This is a genomic window from Paraprevotella sp. (assembly GCF_986071375.1).
The window spans coordinates 1-19,529 of record NZ_CFQRNQ010000015.1; the positions used below are offsets into that span (position 1 = coordinate 1).

General features: G+C 45.8%; 14 protein-coding genes. 13 read left to right on the forward strand and 1 reads right to left on the reverse strand.

Annotated features, from left to right (window positions below; genetic code table 11):
• Positions 1–355 precede the first annotated feature (355 nt).
• From AC5RDV_RS09135 to AC5RDV_RS09170, 8 genes are all read left to right on the forward strand, one after another.
• A complete protein-coding gene (locus AC5RDV_RS09135; protein ID WP_282746935.1) occupies positions 356–568 on the forward strand; it encodes a helix-turn-helix transcriptional regulator in 213 nt (70 codons plus the stop codon).
• A 4-nt stretch (positions 569–572) separates the two neighbouring features.
• The gene (locus AC5RDV_RS09140; protein ID WP_282746859.1) at positions 573–2,138 is read left to right on the forward strand and encodes a type I restriction-modification system subunit M; all 1,566 of its coding nucleotides are present in this window, start codon (positions 573–575) and stop codon (positions 2,136–2,138) included.
• Complete coding sequence (locus AC5RDV_RS09145; RefSeq protein WP_282746860.1) at positions 2,125–2,970, forward strand: virulence RhuM family protein/type II toxin-antitoxin system death-on-curing family toxin; 846 nt, start codon at positions 2,125–2,127, stop codon at positions 2,968–2,970. The genes AC5RDV_RS09140 and AC5RDV_RS09145 overlap by 14 nt, the downstream gene beginning before the upstream one ends.
• Positions 2,971–2,997: 27 nt before the next feature.
• Entirely contained in the window at positions 2,998–4,143 is a 1,146-nt protein-coding gene (locus AC5RDV_RS09150) for a restriction endonuclease subunit S (protein WP_282746861.1), read from the forward strand.
• A gap of 128 nt (positions 4,144–4,271) precedes the next feature.
• Complete coding sequence (locus AC5RDV_RS09155; protein WP_428387553.1) at positions 4,272–4,802, forward strand: DUF4145 domain-containing protein; 531 nt, start codon at positions 4,272–4,274, stop codon at positions 4,800–4,802.
• 5 nt (positions 4,803–4,807) lie between these two features.
• The gene (locus AC5RDV_RS09160; RefSeq protein ID WP_282746865.1) at positions 4,808–7,987 is read left to right on the forward strand and encodes a type I restriction endonuclease subunit R; all 3,180 of its coding nucleotides are present in this window, start codon (positions 4,808–4,810) and stop codon (positions 7,985–7,987) included.
• A 10-nt stretch (positions 7,988–7,997) separates the two neighbouring features.
• Positions 7,998–8,507: a hypothetical protein gene (locus AC5RDV_RS09165; RefSeq protein WP_282746866.1), complete on the forward strand. Its 510-nt coding sequence runs from the start codon at positions 7,998–8,000 to the stop codon at positions 8,505–8,507.
• A 6-nt stretch (positions 8,508–8,513) separates the two neighbouring features.
• The gene (locus AC5RDV_RS09170) at positions 8,514–9,878 is read left to right on the forward strand and encodes an RNA-binding domain-containing protein (RefSeq protein WP_282746867.1); all 1,365 of its coding nucleotides are present in this window, start codon (positions 8,514–8,516) and stop codon (positions 9,876–9,878) included.
• A 469-nt stretch (positions 9,879–10,347) separates the two neighbouring features.
• Here the strand turns inward: AC5RDV_RS09170 and AC5RDV_RS09175 are convergent, their stop codons facing one another.
• Positions 10,348–12,009, reverse strand: a complete 1,662-nt coding sequence (locus tag AC5RDV_RS09175; RefSeq protein WP_282746869.1) for a nucleoside kinase — start codon at positions 12,007–12,009, stop codon at positions 10,348–10,350.
• An 89-nt stretch (positions 12,010–12,098) separates the two neighbouring features.
• On the opposite strand from AC5RDV_RS09175, the gene AC5RDV_RS09180 reads away from it, so the two are divergent.
• The 5 genes from AC5RDV_RS09180 (at position 12,099) to AC5RDV_RS09200 (ending at position 19,523) form a co-directional block, all read left to right on the forward strand.
• Complete coding sequence (locus tag AC5RDV_RS09180; RefSeq protein WP_282746870.1) at positions 12,099–13,787, forward strand: Na/Pi cotransporter family protein; 1,689 nt, start codon at positions 12,099–12,101, stop codon at positions 13,785–13,787.
• 126 nt (positions 13,788–13,913) lie between these two features.
• Positions 13,914–14,669, forward strand: a complete 756-nt coding sequence (locus tag AC5RDV_RS09185) for a helix-turn-helix domain-containing protein (protein ID WP_008627792.1) — start codon at positions 13,914–13,916, stop codon at positions 14,667–14,669.
• 189 nt (positions 14,670–14,858) lie between these two features.
• Positions 14,859–15,827, forward strand: coding sequence for a UDP-glucuronic acid decarboxylase family protein (locus AC5RDV_RS09190; protein WP_282746871.1), 969 nt, complete (start codon positions 14,859–14,861; stop codon positions 15,825–15,827).
• A complete protein-coding gene (locus AC5RDV_RS09195) occupies positions 15,824–18,238 on the forward strand; it encodes a glycosyltransferase family 2 protein (RefSeq protein ID WP_276787744.1) in 2,415 nt (804 codons plus the stop codon). Before AC5RDV_RS09190 ends, AC5RDV_RS09195 begins: the two co-directional genes overlap by 4 nt.
• Positions 18,225–19,523, forward strand: a complete 1,299-nt coding sequence (locus AC5RDV_RS09200) for a radical SAM/SPASM domain-containing protein (protein WP_130893723.1) — start codon at positions 18,225–18,227, stop codon at positions 19,521–19,523. The genes AC5RDV_RS09195 and AC5RDV_RS09200 overlap by 14 nt, the downstream gene beginning before the upstream one ends.
• Positions 19,524–19,529: the final 6 nt, after the last annotated feature.

A 19,529-nucleotide genomic window follows, 5' to 3' on the forward strand; every position in this document is an offset into this window, starting at 1 on the left:
TGGCATATGGCTGATTCAGTGGTTCGGGGATTTTTCCAAAGATATTAAAGTGCTGCAAATTAGGACTTTGAATTAAAACATTCGATTCCTGGTGGCACCACTTGAAAGTCAAGCAGTTACTAATTAAGGTAGCTGCTTTTTTTATTTCTTTTTGCATCTTTTTCGGTGATTTCTATCTGAAGCAAAAAAAGACAAATGAACAACAATAAAAAGTGAAACAAATGATACGTATAAAACGCTTAATACGAACTCCATAGGCGCAATTACAATACAAAAATGGAAGGTTCTTGTTAAGTTCTCATTGTTAATCACTAACTTTGCAAATATCATCAATCAATTATCGCACATTTGCAATATAAGCCAAATATGGGAACAGAAAAGACAAACAAGTATTGATAAACAAGGTAAAACTAGAAAATGGCTTGCCGGACAGTTAGGAAAGAACGAGGCAACTATTTCACGATGGTGTTCTAATACGAGCCAACCTTCATTGGAAATGTTAATGAAGATAGCTGCCATATTGAATGTGGATGCGAGAAGATTGATTAATAACGGGATAGAAGAATAAGATCATGGCCAAGAAACAACTGAAAGAGAAGAGCATAGAAGAAACCCTTTGGGATTCGGCAAACAAATTACGCGGGTCTGTTGAACCTTCGGAATATAAGCATGTGGTACTGAGTTTGATATTCCTGAAATACGCCTTCGACCGCTTTGTGGAACGTCGCAATGAACTGATAGCCGACCATAAGGAAGCGTTTGTAGACCAACCTGTATTCTACAATGCCAAGAACGTCTTTTATTTGAATGAAATCAGCCGTTGGGATTACCTGATGGAGAATGCCAAGCAGAATGACATCGCCATCAAGATAGATGCAGCTTTGGCGCAAGTAGAGAAAGACAACCCGACACTAAAGGGAGCTTTACCGAGCAATTATTATTCCGGATTAGGGCTTGACCGTACCAAATTAGCTAGCTTACTGGACGTCATCGGCAAGATAGATACGCAGAAAGACAAGGAACACGATTTGATAGGGCGCGTATATGAATACTTCTTGGGCAAATTTGCCATAGCCGAAGGCAAAGGTAAAGGTGAATATTATACGCCCAAGACGATTGTCAACCTCATTGCAGAAATGATACAACCCTATCGGGGCAAGATATATGATCCTTGTTGCGGTTCCGGCGGTATGTTTGTACAAAGCATGAAATTTATCGAAGCGCATCACGGTAACAAAAAAGACATTTCCGTATATGGACAAGAATATACCAATACCACGTATAAGTTGGCGAAAATGAATCTTGCTATCCGTGGCATTGCCTGCAACTTAGGTGAAAGGGCCGCCGATACTTTCCATAACGACCAACACAAAGACTTGAAAGCAGACTTCATCATGGCAAATCCGCCTTTCAACCAAAAGGCGTGGAGGGCAGAAAATGAACTGACCAACGACCAGCGTTGGCACGGATATGAAGTTCCACCTACAAGCAACGCCAACTATGGTTGGATTCTAAATATCGTTTCTAAACTGTCTACCAATGGAATGGCGGGATTTCTGCTTGCCAACGGTGCGTTGAGTGGCGATGGTACAGAGTTGAACATACGTCGCCAACTATTGAAGAACCATTTGGTGGAAGCCATTGTAATCCTCCCTCGTAATATGTTCTACTCTACGGATATCAGCGTTACACTTTGGATATTGGCTGGAAATCGCAAAGCCCGAACGGTAGAACAGAACAGCGAGTTGGTGAACTACCGCAATCGGGAAAATGAAGTTTTGTTTATCGACCTACGGCAATGGGGTGAACCGTTCGAGAAGAAATATATCCAGTTTTCGCAAGAACAGATTGCGCAAATAGCCGAAAACTTTCATAACTGGCAGCGCGAAGGCCATGAACAAACCTATCGCAATGTACCCGAATACTGCTATTCCGCTACGCTTGAAGAAATTGAAGCGAAAGGATGGTCACTCGTTCCTAGCAAATACATTGAGTTCAAAAACCGGGATGAAGGCATAGACTTTGACACGAAGATGAAGCAACTGCAAAGTCAGATGCAAGATCTGCTTCATCAGGAGGAGGAAAGCAAAAAGGAGTTGTTGAACCTGTTTAAAGGGTTGGGGTATGAACTTGAATGACAAGATTGTAATTTACCGTTCCGCCGATGGGCAAACCATCGTAGATGTCAGGATGGATGGGGATACGGTATGGCTTTCACAGGCACAGATGGCAGAACTGTTTCAAAAGGACAGGACTGTCATCGGACGGCACATTAACAACATATATAAGGAACATGAATTGGAGCGTGAGACCACATGTGCAAATTTTGCACATGTGGGTAAAGATGCAGACCAAACCTACCAAACAGCCCTTTACAATTTAGATGTTATCATTTCCGTAGGCTATCGTGTAAAAAGCCAACGCGGCACGCAATTTCGTATTTGGGCAAACAAAGTGTTGAAAGAGTATCTGGTGAAAGGCTATGCCGTCAATAAGGCTTTGTCGGAACAACGCTATACGGAATTGAAACAGTTGGTCGCTGTCTTGGGCAGGACGATCAAGGCACAAGAGGCATTGACTTCCGACGATGCGCTCAATTTGGTGGAGGTCGTTTCCGACTATGCCTATGCCCTTGATACCTTGGATAAGTACGATTACCAACAACTGGCAGTGGAGCAGACCACCAACGAAGCAAAGTTCCATGCTACCTACGGGGGAGCCATGCAAGCCATCGAAGAGTTGAAAGCCAAGTTTGGCGGAAGCCAATGGTTTGCCCATGAGAAAGACGATTCGTTCAAGAGTTCCATCGGGCAGATTTATCAGACCTTCGGAGGGCAAGACCTCTATCCGTCGGTAGAAGAAAAAGCCGCCATGCTGCTTTACCTCGTAACAAAAAATCATTCGTTCAGTGATGGCAACAAGCGCATTGCCGCCACGCTCTTCTTATGGTTTATGGCAGGGAATGAGTAGTGGTGAACCTGATAAACAAGAACAACTATGAATAAGGGAGAAATGAAACGGCTAGGTGACTATATCTGCGAGGTGGATGTGAGGAACAGGGATTTGGAGGTAACGAAACTATTGGGTGTCAGCATCTCCAAAGAATTCATGCCATCCATAGCAAATACCATCGGAACGGATATGTCTTCTTACAAAGTGGTTGAACCACGACAATTTGCATACGGACCTGTAACCTCACGCAACGGAGACAAGGTTTCTATTGCTTTGTATAAAAACGATGAAAAAGCGATAGTCTCACAAGCCTATACGATTTTTGAGGTCAAGAATAAGCAGGAGCTTTTCCCAGAATACCTGATGATGTGGTTTCGCCGCCCGGAATTCGACCGCTATGCCCGTTTCAAATCACACGGCAGTGCACGTGAGATTTTCAGTTGGGAAGAAATGTGTGATGTGGAACTGCCCATTCCTCCAATCGAGCAGCAGCAAAAGATTGTTTCTGAATACGAAGCCGTTACGCGCCGCATCCGCCTCAACGAGCGAATCATCGCCAAGTTGGAAGAAACGGCGCAAGCTCTCTATCGCAAGATGTTTGTGGACGGGATCGATAAGGAGAATCTGCCGGAAGGGTGGAGAATGGGGACGTTAGAAATGCTTTGCGAATTAATCATAACAGGAACTATCCCGGTATATTCTGACGAAAGCAAATATCTTGTATTAGGACAAAAATGCAATTACAATGGAAGTATTGATTTGTCTAAAGCAAGGAAGCACAAACCGAAATCGAGTTGTACTTCATTAAAATTTGGTGATATTCTTATCAATTCGACAGGAAAAGGTACATTGGGACGCGTTGGGCAAATCTATTTCCAACCGAAAGATGTTACATTCGACTCTAATATGACTATGGTTAGAGCCAAAGAAGATTTTTTAATAGAATATGTTGGAAGCTATGTGTCGCAGCAGGAAAATATGTTTGTGCATATGTCGCAGGGAAGCACCGACCAAACTCGATTGTATTGTTCTATGGTGCGTCCTTTAAAAATCATTATTCCAGATAACGATACATTGAGTGCATATTCAAAGAATTGTAGGCCAATAAAATTATTAATAGAACAAAAGCGACAAGAGAATAAGAAATTACAAGAATTACAGTCTTTGCTTTTGGTGAAGATGGGGCAATAAAAGCAAACAATATGAGAAAGAATTATGTAGCACCAGATAAAGAATTACAATCATTTACTTGTCCTCATTGTAATACGGTATCATTAATGAAATACGCACATCATATCTTTCAAGATGATGCTAATTTAATGCTTGGACATCAATCGTCTACAAAAAAGAATTTAACAATCGCAAGATGTGAAAATTGTCATAACAAGATATTATGGATTGATGATGAATATATTTATCCCGATATTATAGCGGAAGACGCTAATGAAGATATGCCTGATTCTGTAAAACAATTATATGATGAAGCAAGTTTGATTTACAACAAATCACCACGGGCGGCTTGTGCTTTATTACGCCTTGCCATAGATAGATTGTGTAATGAATTGGGAGAAACAGACCGTGATATCAATAAAAACATCGGGGAATTGGTAAAAAAGGGTTTGCCTAAAACTGTTCAACAAGCACTTGATGTCGTTCGTGTTGTTGGAAACAAAGCTGTTCATCCGGGGCAAATAGCATTTGACGTTGATGACAAAAATACGGCAACCATGCTTATGCGGCTACTAAACATTATTGTAGAACGGATGATTACAGGACCTAAAGAAATAGATTCACTTTATCAAGGATTGCCTGAATCTGTAAGAAACGCAATAGAAAATAGAGATAAATAAAAATTATGCCACACTTCAACGAACACGCCCTCGAACTCTCCATCATGGATTTGTTCCAACAAGAGGGTTACACATACACCAACGGAGAGGAAACCCATAAGGAAGTGAGCGATGTCTTGCTTCGGGATGATATGCGCCTGTATCTACGCAGCCGATATAAAGCCGAAGGTATTACGCCGTTGGAGATTGAGCGCGTACTTGCCAAGCTGACTGCCAATGTGGGCTTCTCCTTGTATGAGCAGAACCGCCATACCTATCGGCTGATGACGGAGGGCTTTTCGTTGAAGCGTGAGGATGCGGCTATGCCGGATTTGTTTATCGAGCCGATAGATTTTAGCAAAGAGGGCATAAAGAATAATCTGTTCCGTATCGTCAACCAGTTGGAGATACAAGGCACGGAGCTGCGTATCCCCGACGGCATTGTTTATGTGAACGGCCTGCCCGTGGTGGTATTGGAATTCAAAAGTGCTGTGAAGGAAAACGCCACCATCATGGATGCGTACAAGCAACTCACCGTGCGCTATCGCCGCGACATTCCCGACCTGTTCAAATACAATGCTTTTGTGGTCATTAGCGATGGGGTGAACAATAAATATGGATCTCTGTTTTCTCCTTACGACTTCTTTTATGCGTGGCGGAAAGTAGAAGCAAATGACAAAGCCACAGACGGCATCAACTCTCTTTTGACAATGATGCAAGGATTGTTCCGGAAAGAAAGGCTGTTGAGCGTGATAAAAGATTTCGTATTCTTCCCTGATTCATCGAAGAACGAGAAGAAGGTGGTTTGCCGCTATCCGCAATTCTTTGCCACGCACAAACTCTTCGACCATATCCGCTTGCACTCCAAACTTCAAGAAGGTGGCGATGGAAAAGGAGGTACTTATTTCGGGGCGACGGGCTGTGGCAAGAGCATCACGATGCTATTTCTCAGCCGTATGCTGATGCGGAGCAAGGAATTTGCCAGTCCTACGATTGTGCTCATTACCGACCGCACCGACTTGGACGACCAACTTTCCAAGCTGTTCGGCACAGCCAAGAAATTCATCGGCGATGAATGCGTAGTGGAAGTGGAAAGCCGGGACAAGCTTCGCAAACATCTGGCCGGACAAACCAGCGGAGGCGTATTCCTGACCACTATCCACAAGTTTACGGAAGACACGCGGCTTTTGTCGGAACGGGCTAACATCATTTGCATCTCAGACGAGGCGCATCGTTCGCAGACCAATCTCTCCTTGCAGGTCAGGCAGACGGATAAGGGCGTAAAGCGCAACTACGGCTTTGCCAAGTATCTGCACGATTCATTGCCCAATGCCACGTATGTAGGTTTTACGGGTACACCGATTGATGCCACGATAGACGTGTTTGGCGAAGTGGTGGATGCTTACACAATGACTGAATCAGTAACCGATGGGATTACTCGGCGTATCGTCTATGAGGGACGTGCCGCCAAGGTGTTGATCGACAACAAGAAGTTGCAGGAGATAGAACAGTATTACAAGCAATGCGCCGAAGAAGGAGCGAATGAATACCAAATAGAAGAAAGCAAAAAAGCCGTCACCAAGATGGAGCGCATCTTGGGAGACTCCGACCGTCTACAAGCAGTGGCGGAAGATTTCATTGCCCACTATGAGAAACGGGTGGAAGAAGGAAGTACGGTAGAAGGCAAGGCCATGTTCGTCTGTTCCAACCGAACCATCGCTTTCAGCCTTTATAAAAAGATTATCGCCTTGCGTCCCGAATGGGCAAAAATACCCGGCGAAGAAGCGCATGAGGACCATTATATGATGGCAGCGGAGCCACGTGTCCCATATGGGAATCAGGAGCTACCTATCGAGAAGATAAAACTGATAATGACCCGAAACAAGGACGATGAACTGGAACTTTACAATCTGTTGGGAACAGATGAAGACCGTCGTGCCTTTGCCGAGGAATTCAAGAAGCCTAAGTCAAACTTCAAGATTGCCATCGTGGTGGATATGTGGACAACGGGGTTTGATGTGGATTGCTTGGATACGATGTATATAGACAAACCTCTTCAACAGCATACCTTGGTGCAGACCATTTCGCGTGTGAACCGTGTCTATCCGGGGAAGGAGAAAGGCTTGGTGGTGGACTATATAGGCATCAAGAGCAATATGAATGTGGCGTTGAAACGCTATGCGCAAGGGGATGCCAACTTGGATTCGGTGGAAAATGTCGAGCAATCCGTTACGATGGTGAAAGACGAATTGGACATTATCCGCAGGATGTTCGGCAAGTTTGATTATTCTAAATTTACGACAGGGACACCTTTGGAACAACTGGACTGTCTGAATAAGGGTGCCGAATTCATGCAACGCACCAAAGAACTGGAAAACTTGTTCATGGGACACGCCAAGAAACTGAAATCAGCTTTTAACCTATGCAGCAACCATGAAGAAATCAGCGATGCGGAACGTGAGGAAATCCATTATTTCACCGGTGTGCGTTCCATCATCTATAAATTGACCATTGGCGACACGCCGGATGCTTCGCAAATGAACCGCCGCGTCAGTGAGATGATAGAGGAAGCCATACAGTCGGAAGGCGTAGAGGAAATTATCCAAATAGGCAACGACAAGGAAAACTTGGACGTGCTGAGCGAGGAGTACATGGAACGTCTCGGTAAATTGAAATTGCCCAGTACCAAGGTGAAACTGATGGAACGCCTGCTGAAAACCGTTATCACGGAATTCAAGAAAGTAAACAAAGTAAAAGGCGTGGACTTCTCCAAACGCCTGAATGCATTGGTGGACAAATACAATGACCGCCGGGACAGTGCCATCTTTGCGGACGAAGTATTGACAGAGGTAGCCAATCAGATGGCAGACTTGTTGAAAGAGTTAAACAAGGAAAAGAAATCTTTCCTTGATTTAGGCATCAGCTACGAAGAAAAAGCCTTTTACGATATTCTTAAAGCCATAGCCAAGCAATTTGGATTTGAATATCCAGAAAACAAGCTATTGAAACTTGCAGCAGAAATCAAAAAGATAGTGGCGGATAAGTCTAAATATACCGACTGGTCTACTCGCGATGATATAAAGGCAGAACTAAAAATGGATTTGATTTTGGTTTTGGCCGAATACGGCTATCCTCCTGTGACGAATGACGAGGTGTTTAAGGAGATTCTGGAACAGGCGGAGAATTTCAAAAAGTATAATGGATAAAACGACTAATATGAAAGATACAATAAAAGGTATTATAATTGGAGTTGTCAGTAGCTTAATAGCATCCGGTATTATTTATGGGACAACAGAGAAGTTTTTGTGGAATATTCAATTACCCCTATGGGGTTGGCTCATACTAACACTTGTCATTCTTTTTGCATTTTATCTTATCAAGCGTCTTATACTATTACATAAAATACGAGATATTATTTCCGAATATACAGAAGGTGCTTTTGGAGATTCCTATGTTTATACATGGGAATTCAAACGAAATAGGAAAGGGCAATATAGTGTTTATGGATATGAAGCGACAAAAATAGCTTTGAAAAAGTCATTAGCAGAACAGAATAATGAGCATATTTTTACTTGTGGACATGAAGTACCCGAACAAATAATAAAAATGATGATACAGTTGACTTTAATGTCAATGATAAAGAAGCGATTAGGTGTTTTGTTACGACCTACATTAGAATACTTACATTGGATAGAAAATTCTCAGTGTCACAAATTACTTCATTAAAAAGCTATGAATACCGAATCTCAAAACATAGAGTTCAAAGAATCTTGGCGCGACGAATACCAGAAATGGATTTGTGGCTTTGCCAATGCACAAGGCGGTATCCTTTATGTGGGCATAAAGGACAATGGCGAAGTGTGCGGTGTACAGGATGCCAAGAAACTGATGGAAGACATTCCGAACAAGATGCGCGACATGATGGGTATCTTGTTGGATGTCAATCTGAAAGAGAAAGACGGGAAGGCTTATCTGGAGATTGTGACGGAGGCTTATCCTTATCCCGTCAGTTTCCGTGGCAAGTATTACCAACGGAGCGGTGCGACCAATCAGGAACTGAAAGGGGCGGCACTTGACCGCTTTATGCTTCGTAAACAAGGAAAGACATGGGACGGTGTGCCTGTGCCTTATCTGAAAGCGGAGGACTTGGATAACGCTACGTTTGATTTGTTCCGCAAGTATGCCAAACGGAGCGGACGCATGGAGGAAGCGGACTTAATGGACGATAATCATGGACTGTTGGAGAAGCTCCGACTTTATGAAGGCAGTTACTTGAAACGTGCTGCTGCCTTACTATTCCATCCCGACCCGGAAAAGTATGTGACCGGAGCGTTTGTAAAGGTTGGCTTCTTCCGCGAAGGTATGGATTTGGTATATCAGGACGAAGTGCACGGCAATCTGTTCCAGCAAATCATGAAACTGATGGACTTGCTGTGTACCAAGTACATGAAAGCCATCATTACCTACGAAGGCATCCAACGGATAGAAACATTGCCTATGCCCCGTGAGGCACTCCGTGAAGCATTATTGAATGCCTGCATCAACAAAGACTACGCAGAACCTTCTCCTATTCAAATCCGCGTGTATGAAAACAAGTTGGAGATAATCAACGGTGGGGTACTGCCCGAAGGATGGACGGTGGAAACCTTATTGTCCTCACATCGGAGTATGCCTTATAACCCTGATATAGCCAATACGTTTTTTCGTGCTGGTGAGATTGAGGCGTGGGAACGCGGCATCAAGCGCATTATCACTGCTTGTAAGAAAGATGGATTCTCCACACCGGAATTTCGTTATGATGCTTCGGGTATATGGACAACCTTTAAGTTTGAGTACCCGGAAAGGGCTACGATCCAAAGCGACCAGAAAACTACCCAAAAGACCATACAAAAGACCATACAAAAGCTAACGGAGCAACAACAAGCCATATTGGTCTATCTGAATGAACACCCCAATGCCACACGAAAAGAATTATGTGAGAAGATTCCAGGTGTGACAATGGGAGGTGTTATACACAATCTTTCCCGCCTTCAAGAGCTTGGCTTACTGAAACGTATAGGAGGCAGGAAGCAAGGATATTGGCAAATTATAGAATAAAAAAGGATTATGGACGATTGGGAAGAATCTGAAAACTGGCACGAGGACTTGATGGCATGGGAACACTTTCAAGATGAGCTTGAAAGGATTAATGGATCCCCCTATAAATTTCTAAAAAGTCCCTTCATCTTTCAGTTCGACCCGTAACCCATTGTCTGAAAGCCTATTGACGGGCTGAAGGATTAGGTGTGCATCTTTCAGCCTGCTGTCATGCAGAAGAGGCCAAATCATTCTGCGCCAAACGAAAAATCGTTCGGCTGAGAATGATTTTTCATTTGGCGCAGAAAAAAATAGCGTCATGCCCAAGGCAATGTCCGCCTCTCTACGAAGTAGGGCTGAAACATGGCTGAAAGATGTCCGGATGAAAGTTCAGCCTATAACCATCTTACTATAAACCTATTATATCAATCCCTGAAGGATGAAAGGCAATTTCGTAAAACTCTTGGGAGGGAAGCCGCATGAACTATCCTTAATAGTGGAAAGAGCTTCCCCCCACAAACTCACGCAGCAGGGAAGTCGGTGGAATTTCATCGTCTGCCATAGGCACGAAATAGCGCAGGAACTTACGCAAACGATAAGCCTCGGAATACTCCGGTACATTTTCAGGCACCCTTTCCAATATCGGCAGAGCCTGGTTGCGAATGACCGCCAATTCGAACAACAAAGCACTGTTGAACATGGCATCGGCCTCTTCCTGATAAGGGAAAATCCATTTGTCTTCCCCCTCTCGCACACTGGGCCAACGGCGGATGGTATCCAAGGCCGAATATCCCCGGTATTTGTAATCGCGGATGATACGCCGCAACAAACGGTTGTCCGTAGTCGGAATATAATTATGCGCATCCAACAGGATAGTCGTCATGGCCGAGACATAAATACGATATTTGTATTGTTCCTCTATCTGGGCTGTCAACTCAGGATTCAAGCCGTGGATGCCCTCCAGAATCAGTATCATGTGCTCTTCCAACCGAAGTTTCTTCCCGCTCTTCTCACGCAGGCCTGTCTGAAAATTGAAATGGGGCAGTTCCACTTCCTCGCCTGCCAACAACGCTTGCAGTTGGCTGTTGAAAAACGGAAGATCCAAAGCATAGAGCGACTCGAAATCATACTCTCCATGCTCGTCCCGCGGCGTATGCTCCCTATCCAAGAAGTAATCATCCAACGATATGGGATAAGGTTTTATCCCGTTGGCCATCAACTGAATGGACAAGCGTTTGCTGAACGTCGTCTTTCCGCTCGACGACGGACCGGCTATCAATATCAGTTTCAAAATCCGCCTCGACTGTATTTCATCGGCAATACGTACGATCTTCTTTTCCTGTAATGCCTCGGCTACGTTGATCAACTCCGTAGTCCGACCCTCTTGACAAGCTTTGTTAAAGTCACCTACAGTACCCAGTCCGACAATTTCCTGCCAACGATGATGCTCGCGAAAGATTTCGAGCATCTTCTCCTGATGTACCATCTCCTCCAGTTTTTCGGGATTCTTCCTGGACGGAATACGCAACAACAGGCCATCATAATATTTCATTACGTCAAACACCTTCAATCCTCCCGTCGATGTCAGCAGCGAACCGTAAAAATAATCCACCGTCTGATCCAACTGGTAATAATGCGTGTAGATAGCACCATAGCTCTCCAGCAACCGTACTTTGCTCGTCATTCCCTGACGGCGGAACATTTCTATCGCGTCCTCTGTAGGACTTTGTATACGATGGAAAGGTATGTCGGCATCTACAATTTCCCGCATCCGGCGCCAAATGGCCGTCACGTCATCCTCTTCTATCGGCCGCCCTATACGCAAGTCGCAATAGTACCCTCTCGATACCGGCGTCTCGATGCGCAACACACACCCGGGAAATAAATCTTTCACTGCTTTTACCAACACGAAAAAAAGCGAGCGGGTATAAGTACGCATTCCTGAAGACGAGGTAACATCAAGGAACTCCACATCTTTATCATTATAAAAACGATAATGAAGTCCTTCCACCTTATTATTGACCTTCGCACTGACCGGCCCGTAAGGCATTTGCAGATTTAACGCATGATAAGCGTCCCAAAGTGTACTTCCGATAGGGAGTTGAAGAGTTTTTTTATTATTTTTGCAACGTATTTTGATTTCTTGTACCATAAAGCTTTTCGGGGATTTGAATAAACACCTTAAAAATAGGCAATGGGACGGAGAAAACATACTATCGTTCACTTATATTTCGACTGTTTATGGTGGTTTTAGCATTTTTAAAGCTTTTAGGTTGCCTTGGCCTGCTGATGTACGGTACAAGACTCATGGGAGAGAGCCTGCAACAATTAGCCGGGGAACGGCTCAGGCATATCCTCGATTCACTGACCACCAACCGTTTCACGTCCTTGCTCACCGGCGCGTTGGTCACAGCCATGATACAGTCCTCCACCGCAGCTTCGCTGATGACCGTCAGTTTCGTACATGCCGGCATGCTCACGCTCGTCCAGGCCCTGCCCATCCTCATGGGAGCATCAGTAGGCAATACATTCATCGCCTGGATTATGGCCGCCGAATTCAATTTCAGCATCAGCAACTACATTTACCCCTTGATATTAGTGGCGTTTATAATGACCTACTACCGCAAATGGAGCGCGTTGGGCAATTCTATCTTCGGCCTATGCTTCATCCTGCTGAGCCTTGGCCTGCTCTGCCACATGGCCGACGACATGACGCTGACCGGGCCAGACGGCATAGCCCGCTACTTGGCTGTTTCCGATGAGAATTACGCCTCGTATGCCATATTGCTGCTCATTGGTGCTGCCGTCACTTTCGGCGTACAGTCCTCCGCCGTGCTCATGGCCACTTCAATGGCCCTGTGTTCCACCGGCGTATGGTCCATCTATTCCGGCGTGGCTTTTGTGTTGGGTGAAAACATCGGCCGAGCCATCGTCACTTGCCGTGCGGCATCTTCTGCCGGAACGCCTGCCCGCCGTACAGCTCTCGGACAACTCGTTTTCAATTTGAGTGGCGTAACCTGGATGTTTTTGGCCTTTCCTTATTTCGTCAATTTGCTATGCGACTTTATCCATTTCGACCCGACGCAAAAGCTCATGGCGGCCGACAAGAACCTGGCTTACGTTTTGGCAGCCTTCCATACCGGTTTCAATCTTTGCAACGCCGCCCTGTTTATCGGTTTGGTCAACCCTCTCGAACGACTGGCTACCCGCTGGGTGGCCAAGCCACGGCACAACGACGAAGAGGAAAGCCAGTTGCGTTTCATTACCAAAGGGATGCTCGACACTCCGGAACAGTCCGTCATGGAAGCCCGTAAGGAAATCATCAACTATGCCGACACCGTTACAAAAATGTTCACCCAAACCCGTTTCCTGTTCTCCGTATCCAATGAAACGGAATTTAAAAATATTTTCACCTTGGTGGAACACTATGAAGATATTTGCGATGAAATGGAAGTAGACATAGCCAACTACCTGAACAAAGTCTGTACCGAAGAACCATCGGTCGACCTTAAACGTGCCATCTGCGGCATGCTACGCGAAGTGGCCGAAATAGAAAGCATCGGAGACAGTTGCCATCACATCGCCCATACCGCCCGGAGGAACTATCGAAGCACCCAACAACTCACGGAAAAACAGTTGGAACACATCCACCAGATGTTCCAACTGGCAGAACAAGCATTGGAACAAATGCGAACCATCTTATCCATCCGGAAAGCCCCGAGAGAGGCTTCTGCAGCCTACTATATAGAAAAGGAAATCAATAAATTCCGCAACCAACTGCGTAACCTGAATTTTACAGACGTAAACAACGGAGTGTATAATTACCAGACCGGGGCAATGTATATGGATGTCATCAACGAATGCGAACAACTCTCCGACTGCATCCTCAATGTAACGGAGGCACGGTTGGAGACCAACACACCGTCCTGAACAGAAGAACTCTTCCCCCTCCGTTTATCGTTTTATGACAGGCAAATAAAAGCAACAAAATTTGTTTTTCCACATTAAACACATTACTTTTGCGAAGTAAATTTATTAACCTAATCATTTATCATCATGGATAATTATAAAACCCTTCTTAATAGTTTTGCCATCACCGAGGAAATCAGTGAAGACCAATACACCCAATTGGAAGATTTGACAACTGGCGTCAGAGCCAATACATATATTTCACCGGGAAGTTACTACATTATTGATTTCTATAAAATGGAATTTTACCATGTGTTCGAAAACCATTGCTTTTTATGCGGATACACACCACAAGAAGTCCGGCGTATGGGATTTGACTTTTACCTCAAGTGTATCCCCAAAAACGAAGCCCCCATGTTATTTGAAATCACACGCGCGGGATTTGAGCGTTTCAACCAACTGCCGGAACAAGACAAAATGGAGTATTCCCTCTATTACAACTTCCATTTGAAGAAAGAAAGCTTCAAAATCCTGGTCAACCAAAGAATCGCTCCATTAAAGCTCTGCCATGGTAAATTATGGTTGGCCCTTTGTGTAATGACCCCTGCAGCATGTAATGAAACAGGAAGAGTGTTCCTTCGCAAACACCAAGGTATCCCCTCTGCATTTTTCTATTCCCTGAAAGAAAAAGCATGGTCGGAATTTACTTTCATCACCTTGAGCGAAATAGAAAAACAAGTCATCTTCTGCGGCTTAAAAGGCATGTCCCTCCAAGAAACAGCTGAAGAAATATGCCGGGGAGTTGACGCTGTCAAGAAAGTCCGGCGTAACCTGTTAAAAAAAAGCGGAACAAAAAATTTCAGAAGTTTCTGCCAACTCTGCCTCCAACACCATTTGATATAGTGCCGACGACAACGTTCTTCCCCTTCCGGCCTGTGCCTTCCGATGAAAGCACAGGCCTTTTCATTCTTTTCCCGGTCAAAAAATTACCCTTTTGGATAAAAATAAGACTTCAGACAGTCATTTTTTCCGAAACATTCCTTCCATCCTTGTTTTTATTCCTACATTTGGACTAACCAAAACGGAGGTATCATGAAACACGTCATCATAGCCGGAGGAGCCGGATTCATAGGTTCCCATCTTTGCGAATACCTGCTACATAAAGGTGATAGGGTCATCTGTCTGGACAACTTCCGGACGGGACATCCCAAAAACGTGTCAGCCTTAACGAACCACCCATACTTCAAATTAGTGGAACACGACATCACCATGCCCTATATGATAAAAGGTATCGATGAAATCTATAATCTGGCTTGCCCGGCTTCTCCCATACACTATCAGGACTCCCCCATTGAAACCACCAAGACTTCGGTCATCGGCACGCTCAACCTGTTGGAACTGGCACGCGAAAACCATTGCCGGTTCCTCCAAGCCTCTACCAGTGAAGTCTACGGCGACCCGGAAGTCCACCCACAGCCCGAAAGTTATTGGGGGCACGTCAACCCGAACGGCATCCGTTCCTGCTATGACGTGGGCAAGCGCTGTGCCGAAAGCCTTTGCATGGACTATCACCGGAGATATGGCGTAGCGGTGAAAATCATCCGCATTTTCAACACCTACGGGCCGCGCATGGCCTGTGACGACGGACGTGTGGTTTCCAACTTCATCCTGCAAGCCTTGCAAGGCAAAGACCTCACCATCTACGGCAACGGCATGCAAACCCGGAGTTTCCAATACGTGGACGACCTGATTCGGGGCATGGAACGTATGATGTCCACCCCGGACGGCTTCACCGGACCGGTCAATCTCGGCAATCCGGAAGAACATACCATCCTGGAGTTTGCCGAACGGATTCTTGAACTGACAGGAAGCCAGTCACGGATGGTACTCCGTCCTCTCCCCGCCGACGACCCGAAACGGCGCAATCCGGACATCACATTGGCACGGCAGGCATTGGACTGGCACCCCCGGATATCCCTCCGTGAGGGATTGCAACAGACCATCGCCTACTATCGCAACCTTTTGGCTGAAAGCCCATCACAAAATATCTCCCGACCATGAACAAGCACGTCCCTTCCATATCCGTCTGCATGGTGACTTACAATGCGTCACCGTTCTTGCGTGAATGCTTGGACAGCATCCTGTCCCAGACATTCTCCGATTATGAACTGCTGATTGTGGACGATGGCTCCACAGATGATACTGTGGATATTATCCGTTCTTATCCGGACAGAAGAATCCGGCTCATTCGTCACCGGCACGACTATATTGCCTCCCTGAACCTTCTGTACAACAATGCCCTCGGCAAATACATTGCCCGTATGGATGCGGACGACATAATGGTCAGCGACCGTTTACAGGCTCAATACGAATATATGGAAGCGCACCCCGAAACCGACATCTTGGGCGGGCACATGCACTGTTTCAATGCCGGGGAGTACGATTGCATCCTGCCTGCGGGCACGGACATCACCATGCCTCAAATGCTGGAACAATGCTATGTAGCCAATCCCACGTCTTTCATCCGCAGGTCAAGTTGGGTGTCGCACCACCTGTCCTACCGTAGCGAAGGCATTTACGCCGAAGACTACAACCTGTGGTTGGATGCCCTGTTGGGCGGATTGCGTATCCGCAATCTGGACAAGATTGTGGTGCACTACCGTTTCAATCCTGAACAAATCAGTTGTAAGTATAAGGAAATCCAAGCAGCCCACGCCATGGCCTTGAAGGACAAATACGGCCGGTTATGGGCCGAAAAGGAACAAGCCGTAGCACTCGAAGAGGTGGAAATTCCCCTCAGCAATCTCCCGCTTACCGTGGTCATACCTTTTTATAATGAAAGGGAAGAGGTGGGGAACACTTTGGAGAGCATCCGGCAGACCGTCGGGGACGAAGTGGAGGTCATTCTCGTGGACGACTGTTCCGATGATGGATGGGACTATGTCGCCTGCGCCCGGCAATACGGGGCGCATTACATCCGTAACTCCATCCGCATCGGGGCGGCCGCAGCCAAGGAAAAAGGCATCCGCAGCGCACGTAGCCCTTACTTCCTCCTGTTGGATGCCCACATGCGTTTCTACATCTCCGGCTGGCACCGGATTCTGTTACGCCTTTTGCAGGAAAACGACCATCGTTTGCTTTGCTGCCAGACCCGCGTCCTGCAAAAGGAAGAGGGCCGGATAAAAGACACGACGGACATCCGCACTTTTGGGGCATACCTGTCTTTCCACGGAGGCGAGACCATCCCTTCCGTTTCATGGCTTTGCCGCGAGAAAGCCCTTCATCTTACGGACAACCGGATTCCTTGTATTCTCGGTGCAGGATATGCCGGGAGCAAAACCTATTGGGACAAGCTGAAAGGTTTCCAAGGATTGGTACATTACGGCTGCGAGGAACTCTATGTAAGCCTGAAGGCGTGGTTGGAGGGCGGAGGCTGCCGCCTTGTGCCGGAAGTGGAAATCGGCCATATCTATAAAGACCGGTTCTCCTACACCGTCTATCCATCGCAAATCCTGTACAATTATTTGTTTGTGGCCGAGGTGCTCTTCCCCACCTCATTGAAGTGCAAGACATTCGCGTTGGCCTGGTTGCGGAACGGGGATGCCTACGGAAAAGCCCTGAAATGGATGGAATGGTACAAGGCACGCAACGAAGGACTGAAATCCTTTTTCCGTACCTTCCAAGGACATGACTGGCCTTTCGTAATGGGCATCAACCGGCAGGTCAGCCGGGAGATGGAGAAAGAAATCGACCGGAAGTCCACCTCCTTGGCGCATATCGTATCAGCGTGCCTGACCCGTTGCAGGCAAGTATCCACCTATGGGCTAATGGACGGACTGACGGGATACGTCCTGCTGTTTTGGACTTACTTCCGCTATTCCGGCGAAACACGTTATGAAGACGAAGCCACGGAGTGGTTCAACCGGATATGCGAAGAAATCCCCAAGGGAGAACTGCCGTTGACTTTCCGAAACGGGATATTCGGTATCGGTTGGGCTTTCATCTACCTGTGGGAACAAGGGTATGTGACGTATGAGGAAGTAGAAGAGGAATTGGCAGAGGCTGACCGCCGCGCCTTGTCGCTGTCTCCCCTGCGCCTTACGGATTTGTCCCTCGAAACCGGTTTGGGCGGCCTGTTGCTTTATCTCACCGCCCGGATAGGCCATCAAAAGAGGATGCACGTTCCCGTCACATTTCCGGAGACCTATATCCACGAAACGGTGGAAGCCGCGAAAGCGGCCTTGGCAGTCCGTCCGGAAAAGCCGGACGCCCGTTGGGTGTCCGTGCTGATGTTGGCCGCCTTGTTAGAGCAAGACGATTGGGCTACCCTCCCGTTGCTCGTCAGTGATATTACGGATGTGCCCGATTTCCTTCCCAAGGACGAAGCATTTTGGACAGACGGCCTGTCGGGCGTAGCCGGTTATGCGTTGAATTTAATTCACTTTAAAAATATATGCCATGAAGTTGAGTAAGTATTCTTTTGTCATCAAGAGAGGTTCTGATTACGTTTTGTACAATTGTTGGACGGAAAAGATGGCCGTGTTGGAAGACCGGTTGAGAGAATGGTTGGAATCCGGTGATGTAGACCACATCCAGGACATCCATCCTGAATTTTACGACTACCTGCTTCGGGAACAGTTCATTGTGGACAATAAAGTGAACGAGGCAGAAGAAGTCATCAGGAAGTGGAAAGAGGAAGAGGAGAAAGGCGACAGCCTCAACATTATTGTCAATTCCACTTTGGATTGCAACATGCGTTGTTGGTATTGTTATGAGAAGCATAGAGAAAATACCAATTTGACTTCCGAGACGATTTCAGCCCTGCTTAATTTAATCCGGAAAAAAGTAGCAAGACCGGAATTAAAAAGAGTACACATAGCTTTCTTTGGCGGTGAGCCACTGTTAAGCTTTGAACAATCTGTTTGGCCTCTGTTATTTCAGGCAGATGAACTATGTGTACAACATTGTAAATTGTTTAGCACAAGTTTCGTTACCAACTCTTATCTACTTTCAGAGGACATCATATCCCAATTAGAAACCTTACACTTGTGCAATGCTGTCTCTTTTCAAATCACCTTGGACGGTAATGAAGAGACCCATGACAAAGTCCGCCATTTGGCTTCTGGAAAAGGTTCTTACCAAAGGATTTTATCCAATATCCGCATGGTACTCCGACATAAAATGCCAGTCACATTACGTTTAAATTGCACAGGATATAATATACGCACATTTGTAGATGTGGTATCCGATTTGAAAAATTTGCCACAAGAATACAAGAACTTTGTGACCATTGACTTTCAACGGGTATGGCAGGATGCTCCACGTACTGACGTGGATATGCCCACAGAACAAAAGAAACTTCGGGAACTTTTCCTACAAGAAGGATTCCGCGTGAATGAGCTGAAGCATATAGACATCAGCCGATGTTATGCAGACAAAGCCAATGACATTGTGGTAAACTATAATGGAGATTTATATAAATGTACGGCTCGGGATTTCATACCTGAAAACAGTGAGGGAAAACTTTTACCGGACGGTGAAATGCGATGGAACGAAAAACGCAAACTCCGTGAACAATTAAAGTATGGGAATCAAGCCTGCATGGCCTGCCGGATATATCCGCTCTGTCATGGGAGTTGTAGCCAAGTAAAGATTGAGGCACAAGGACAATCCGGATGCATCCGTAACTATTCTGATATCTATAAGACAAAGGTTATAAGAGATAGAGTGGATTTCCTTTTGGAATCCTATGTGTAACATTTT

Bases quoted from the DNA above. Each gene is read 5' to 3' on its own strand.
- AC5RDV_RS09140 (WP_282746859.1), top strand. From the start codon at position 573: ATGGCCAAGAAACAACTGAAAGAGAAGAGCATAGAAGAAACCCTTTGG.
- AC5RDV_RS09145 (WP_282746860.1), top strand. From the start codon at position 2,125: ATGAACTTGAATGACAAGATTGTAATTTACCGTTCCGCCGATGGGCAA.
- AC5RDV_RS09150 (WP_282746861.1), top strand. From the start codon at position 2,998: ATGAATAAGGGAGAAATGAAACGGCTAGGTGACTATATCTGCGAGGTG.
- AC5RDV_RS09155 (WP_428387553.1), top strand. From the start codon at position 4,272: ATGCTTGGACATCAATCGTCTACAAAAAAGAATTTAACAATCGCAAGA.
- AC5RDV_RS09160 (WP_282746865.1), top strand. From the start codon at position 4,808: ATGCCACACTTCAACGAACACGCCCTCGAACTCTCCATCATGGATTTG.
- AC5RDV_RS09165 (WP_282746866.1), top strand. From the start codon at position 7,998: ATGAAAGATACAATAAAAGGTATTATAATTGGAGTTGTCAGTAGCTTA.
- AC5RDV_RS09170 (WP_282746867.1), top strand. From the start codon at position 8,514: ATGAATACCGAATCTCAAAACATAGAGTTCAAAGAATCTTGGCGCGAC.
- AC5RDV_RS09175 (WP_282746869.1), bottom strand. From the start codon at position 12,009: ATGGTACAAGAAATCAAAATACGTTGCAAAAATAATAAAAAAACTCTT.
- AC5RDV_RS09180 (WP_282746870.1), top strand. From the start codon at position 12,099: ATGGTGGTTTTAGCATTTTTAAAGCTTTTAGGTTGCCTTGGCCTGCTG.
- AC5RDV_RS09185 (WP_008627792.1), top strand. From the start codon at position 13,914: ATGGATAATTATAAAACCCTTCTTAATAGTTTTGCCATCACCGAGGAA.
- AC5RDV_RS09190 (WP_282746871.1), top strand. From the start codon at position 14,859: ATGAAACACGTCATCATAGCCGGAGGAGCCGGATTCATAGGTTCCCAT.
- AC5RDV_RS09195 (WP_276787744.1), top strand. From the start codon at position 15,824: ATGAACAAGCACGTCCCTTCCATATCCGTCTGCATGGTGACTTACAAT.
- AC5RDV_RS09200 (WP_130893723.1), top strand. From the start codon at position 18,225: ATGAAGTTGAGTAAGTATTCTTTTGTCATCAAGAGAGGTTCTGATTAC.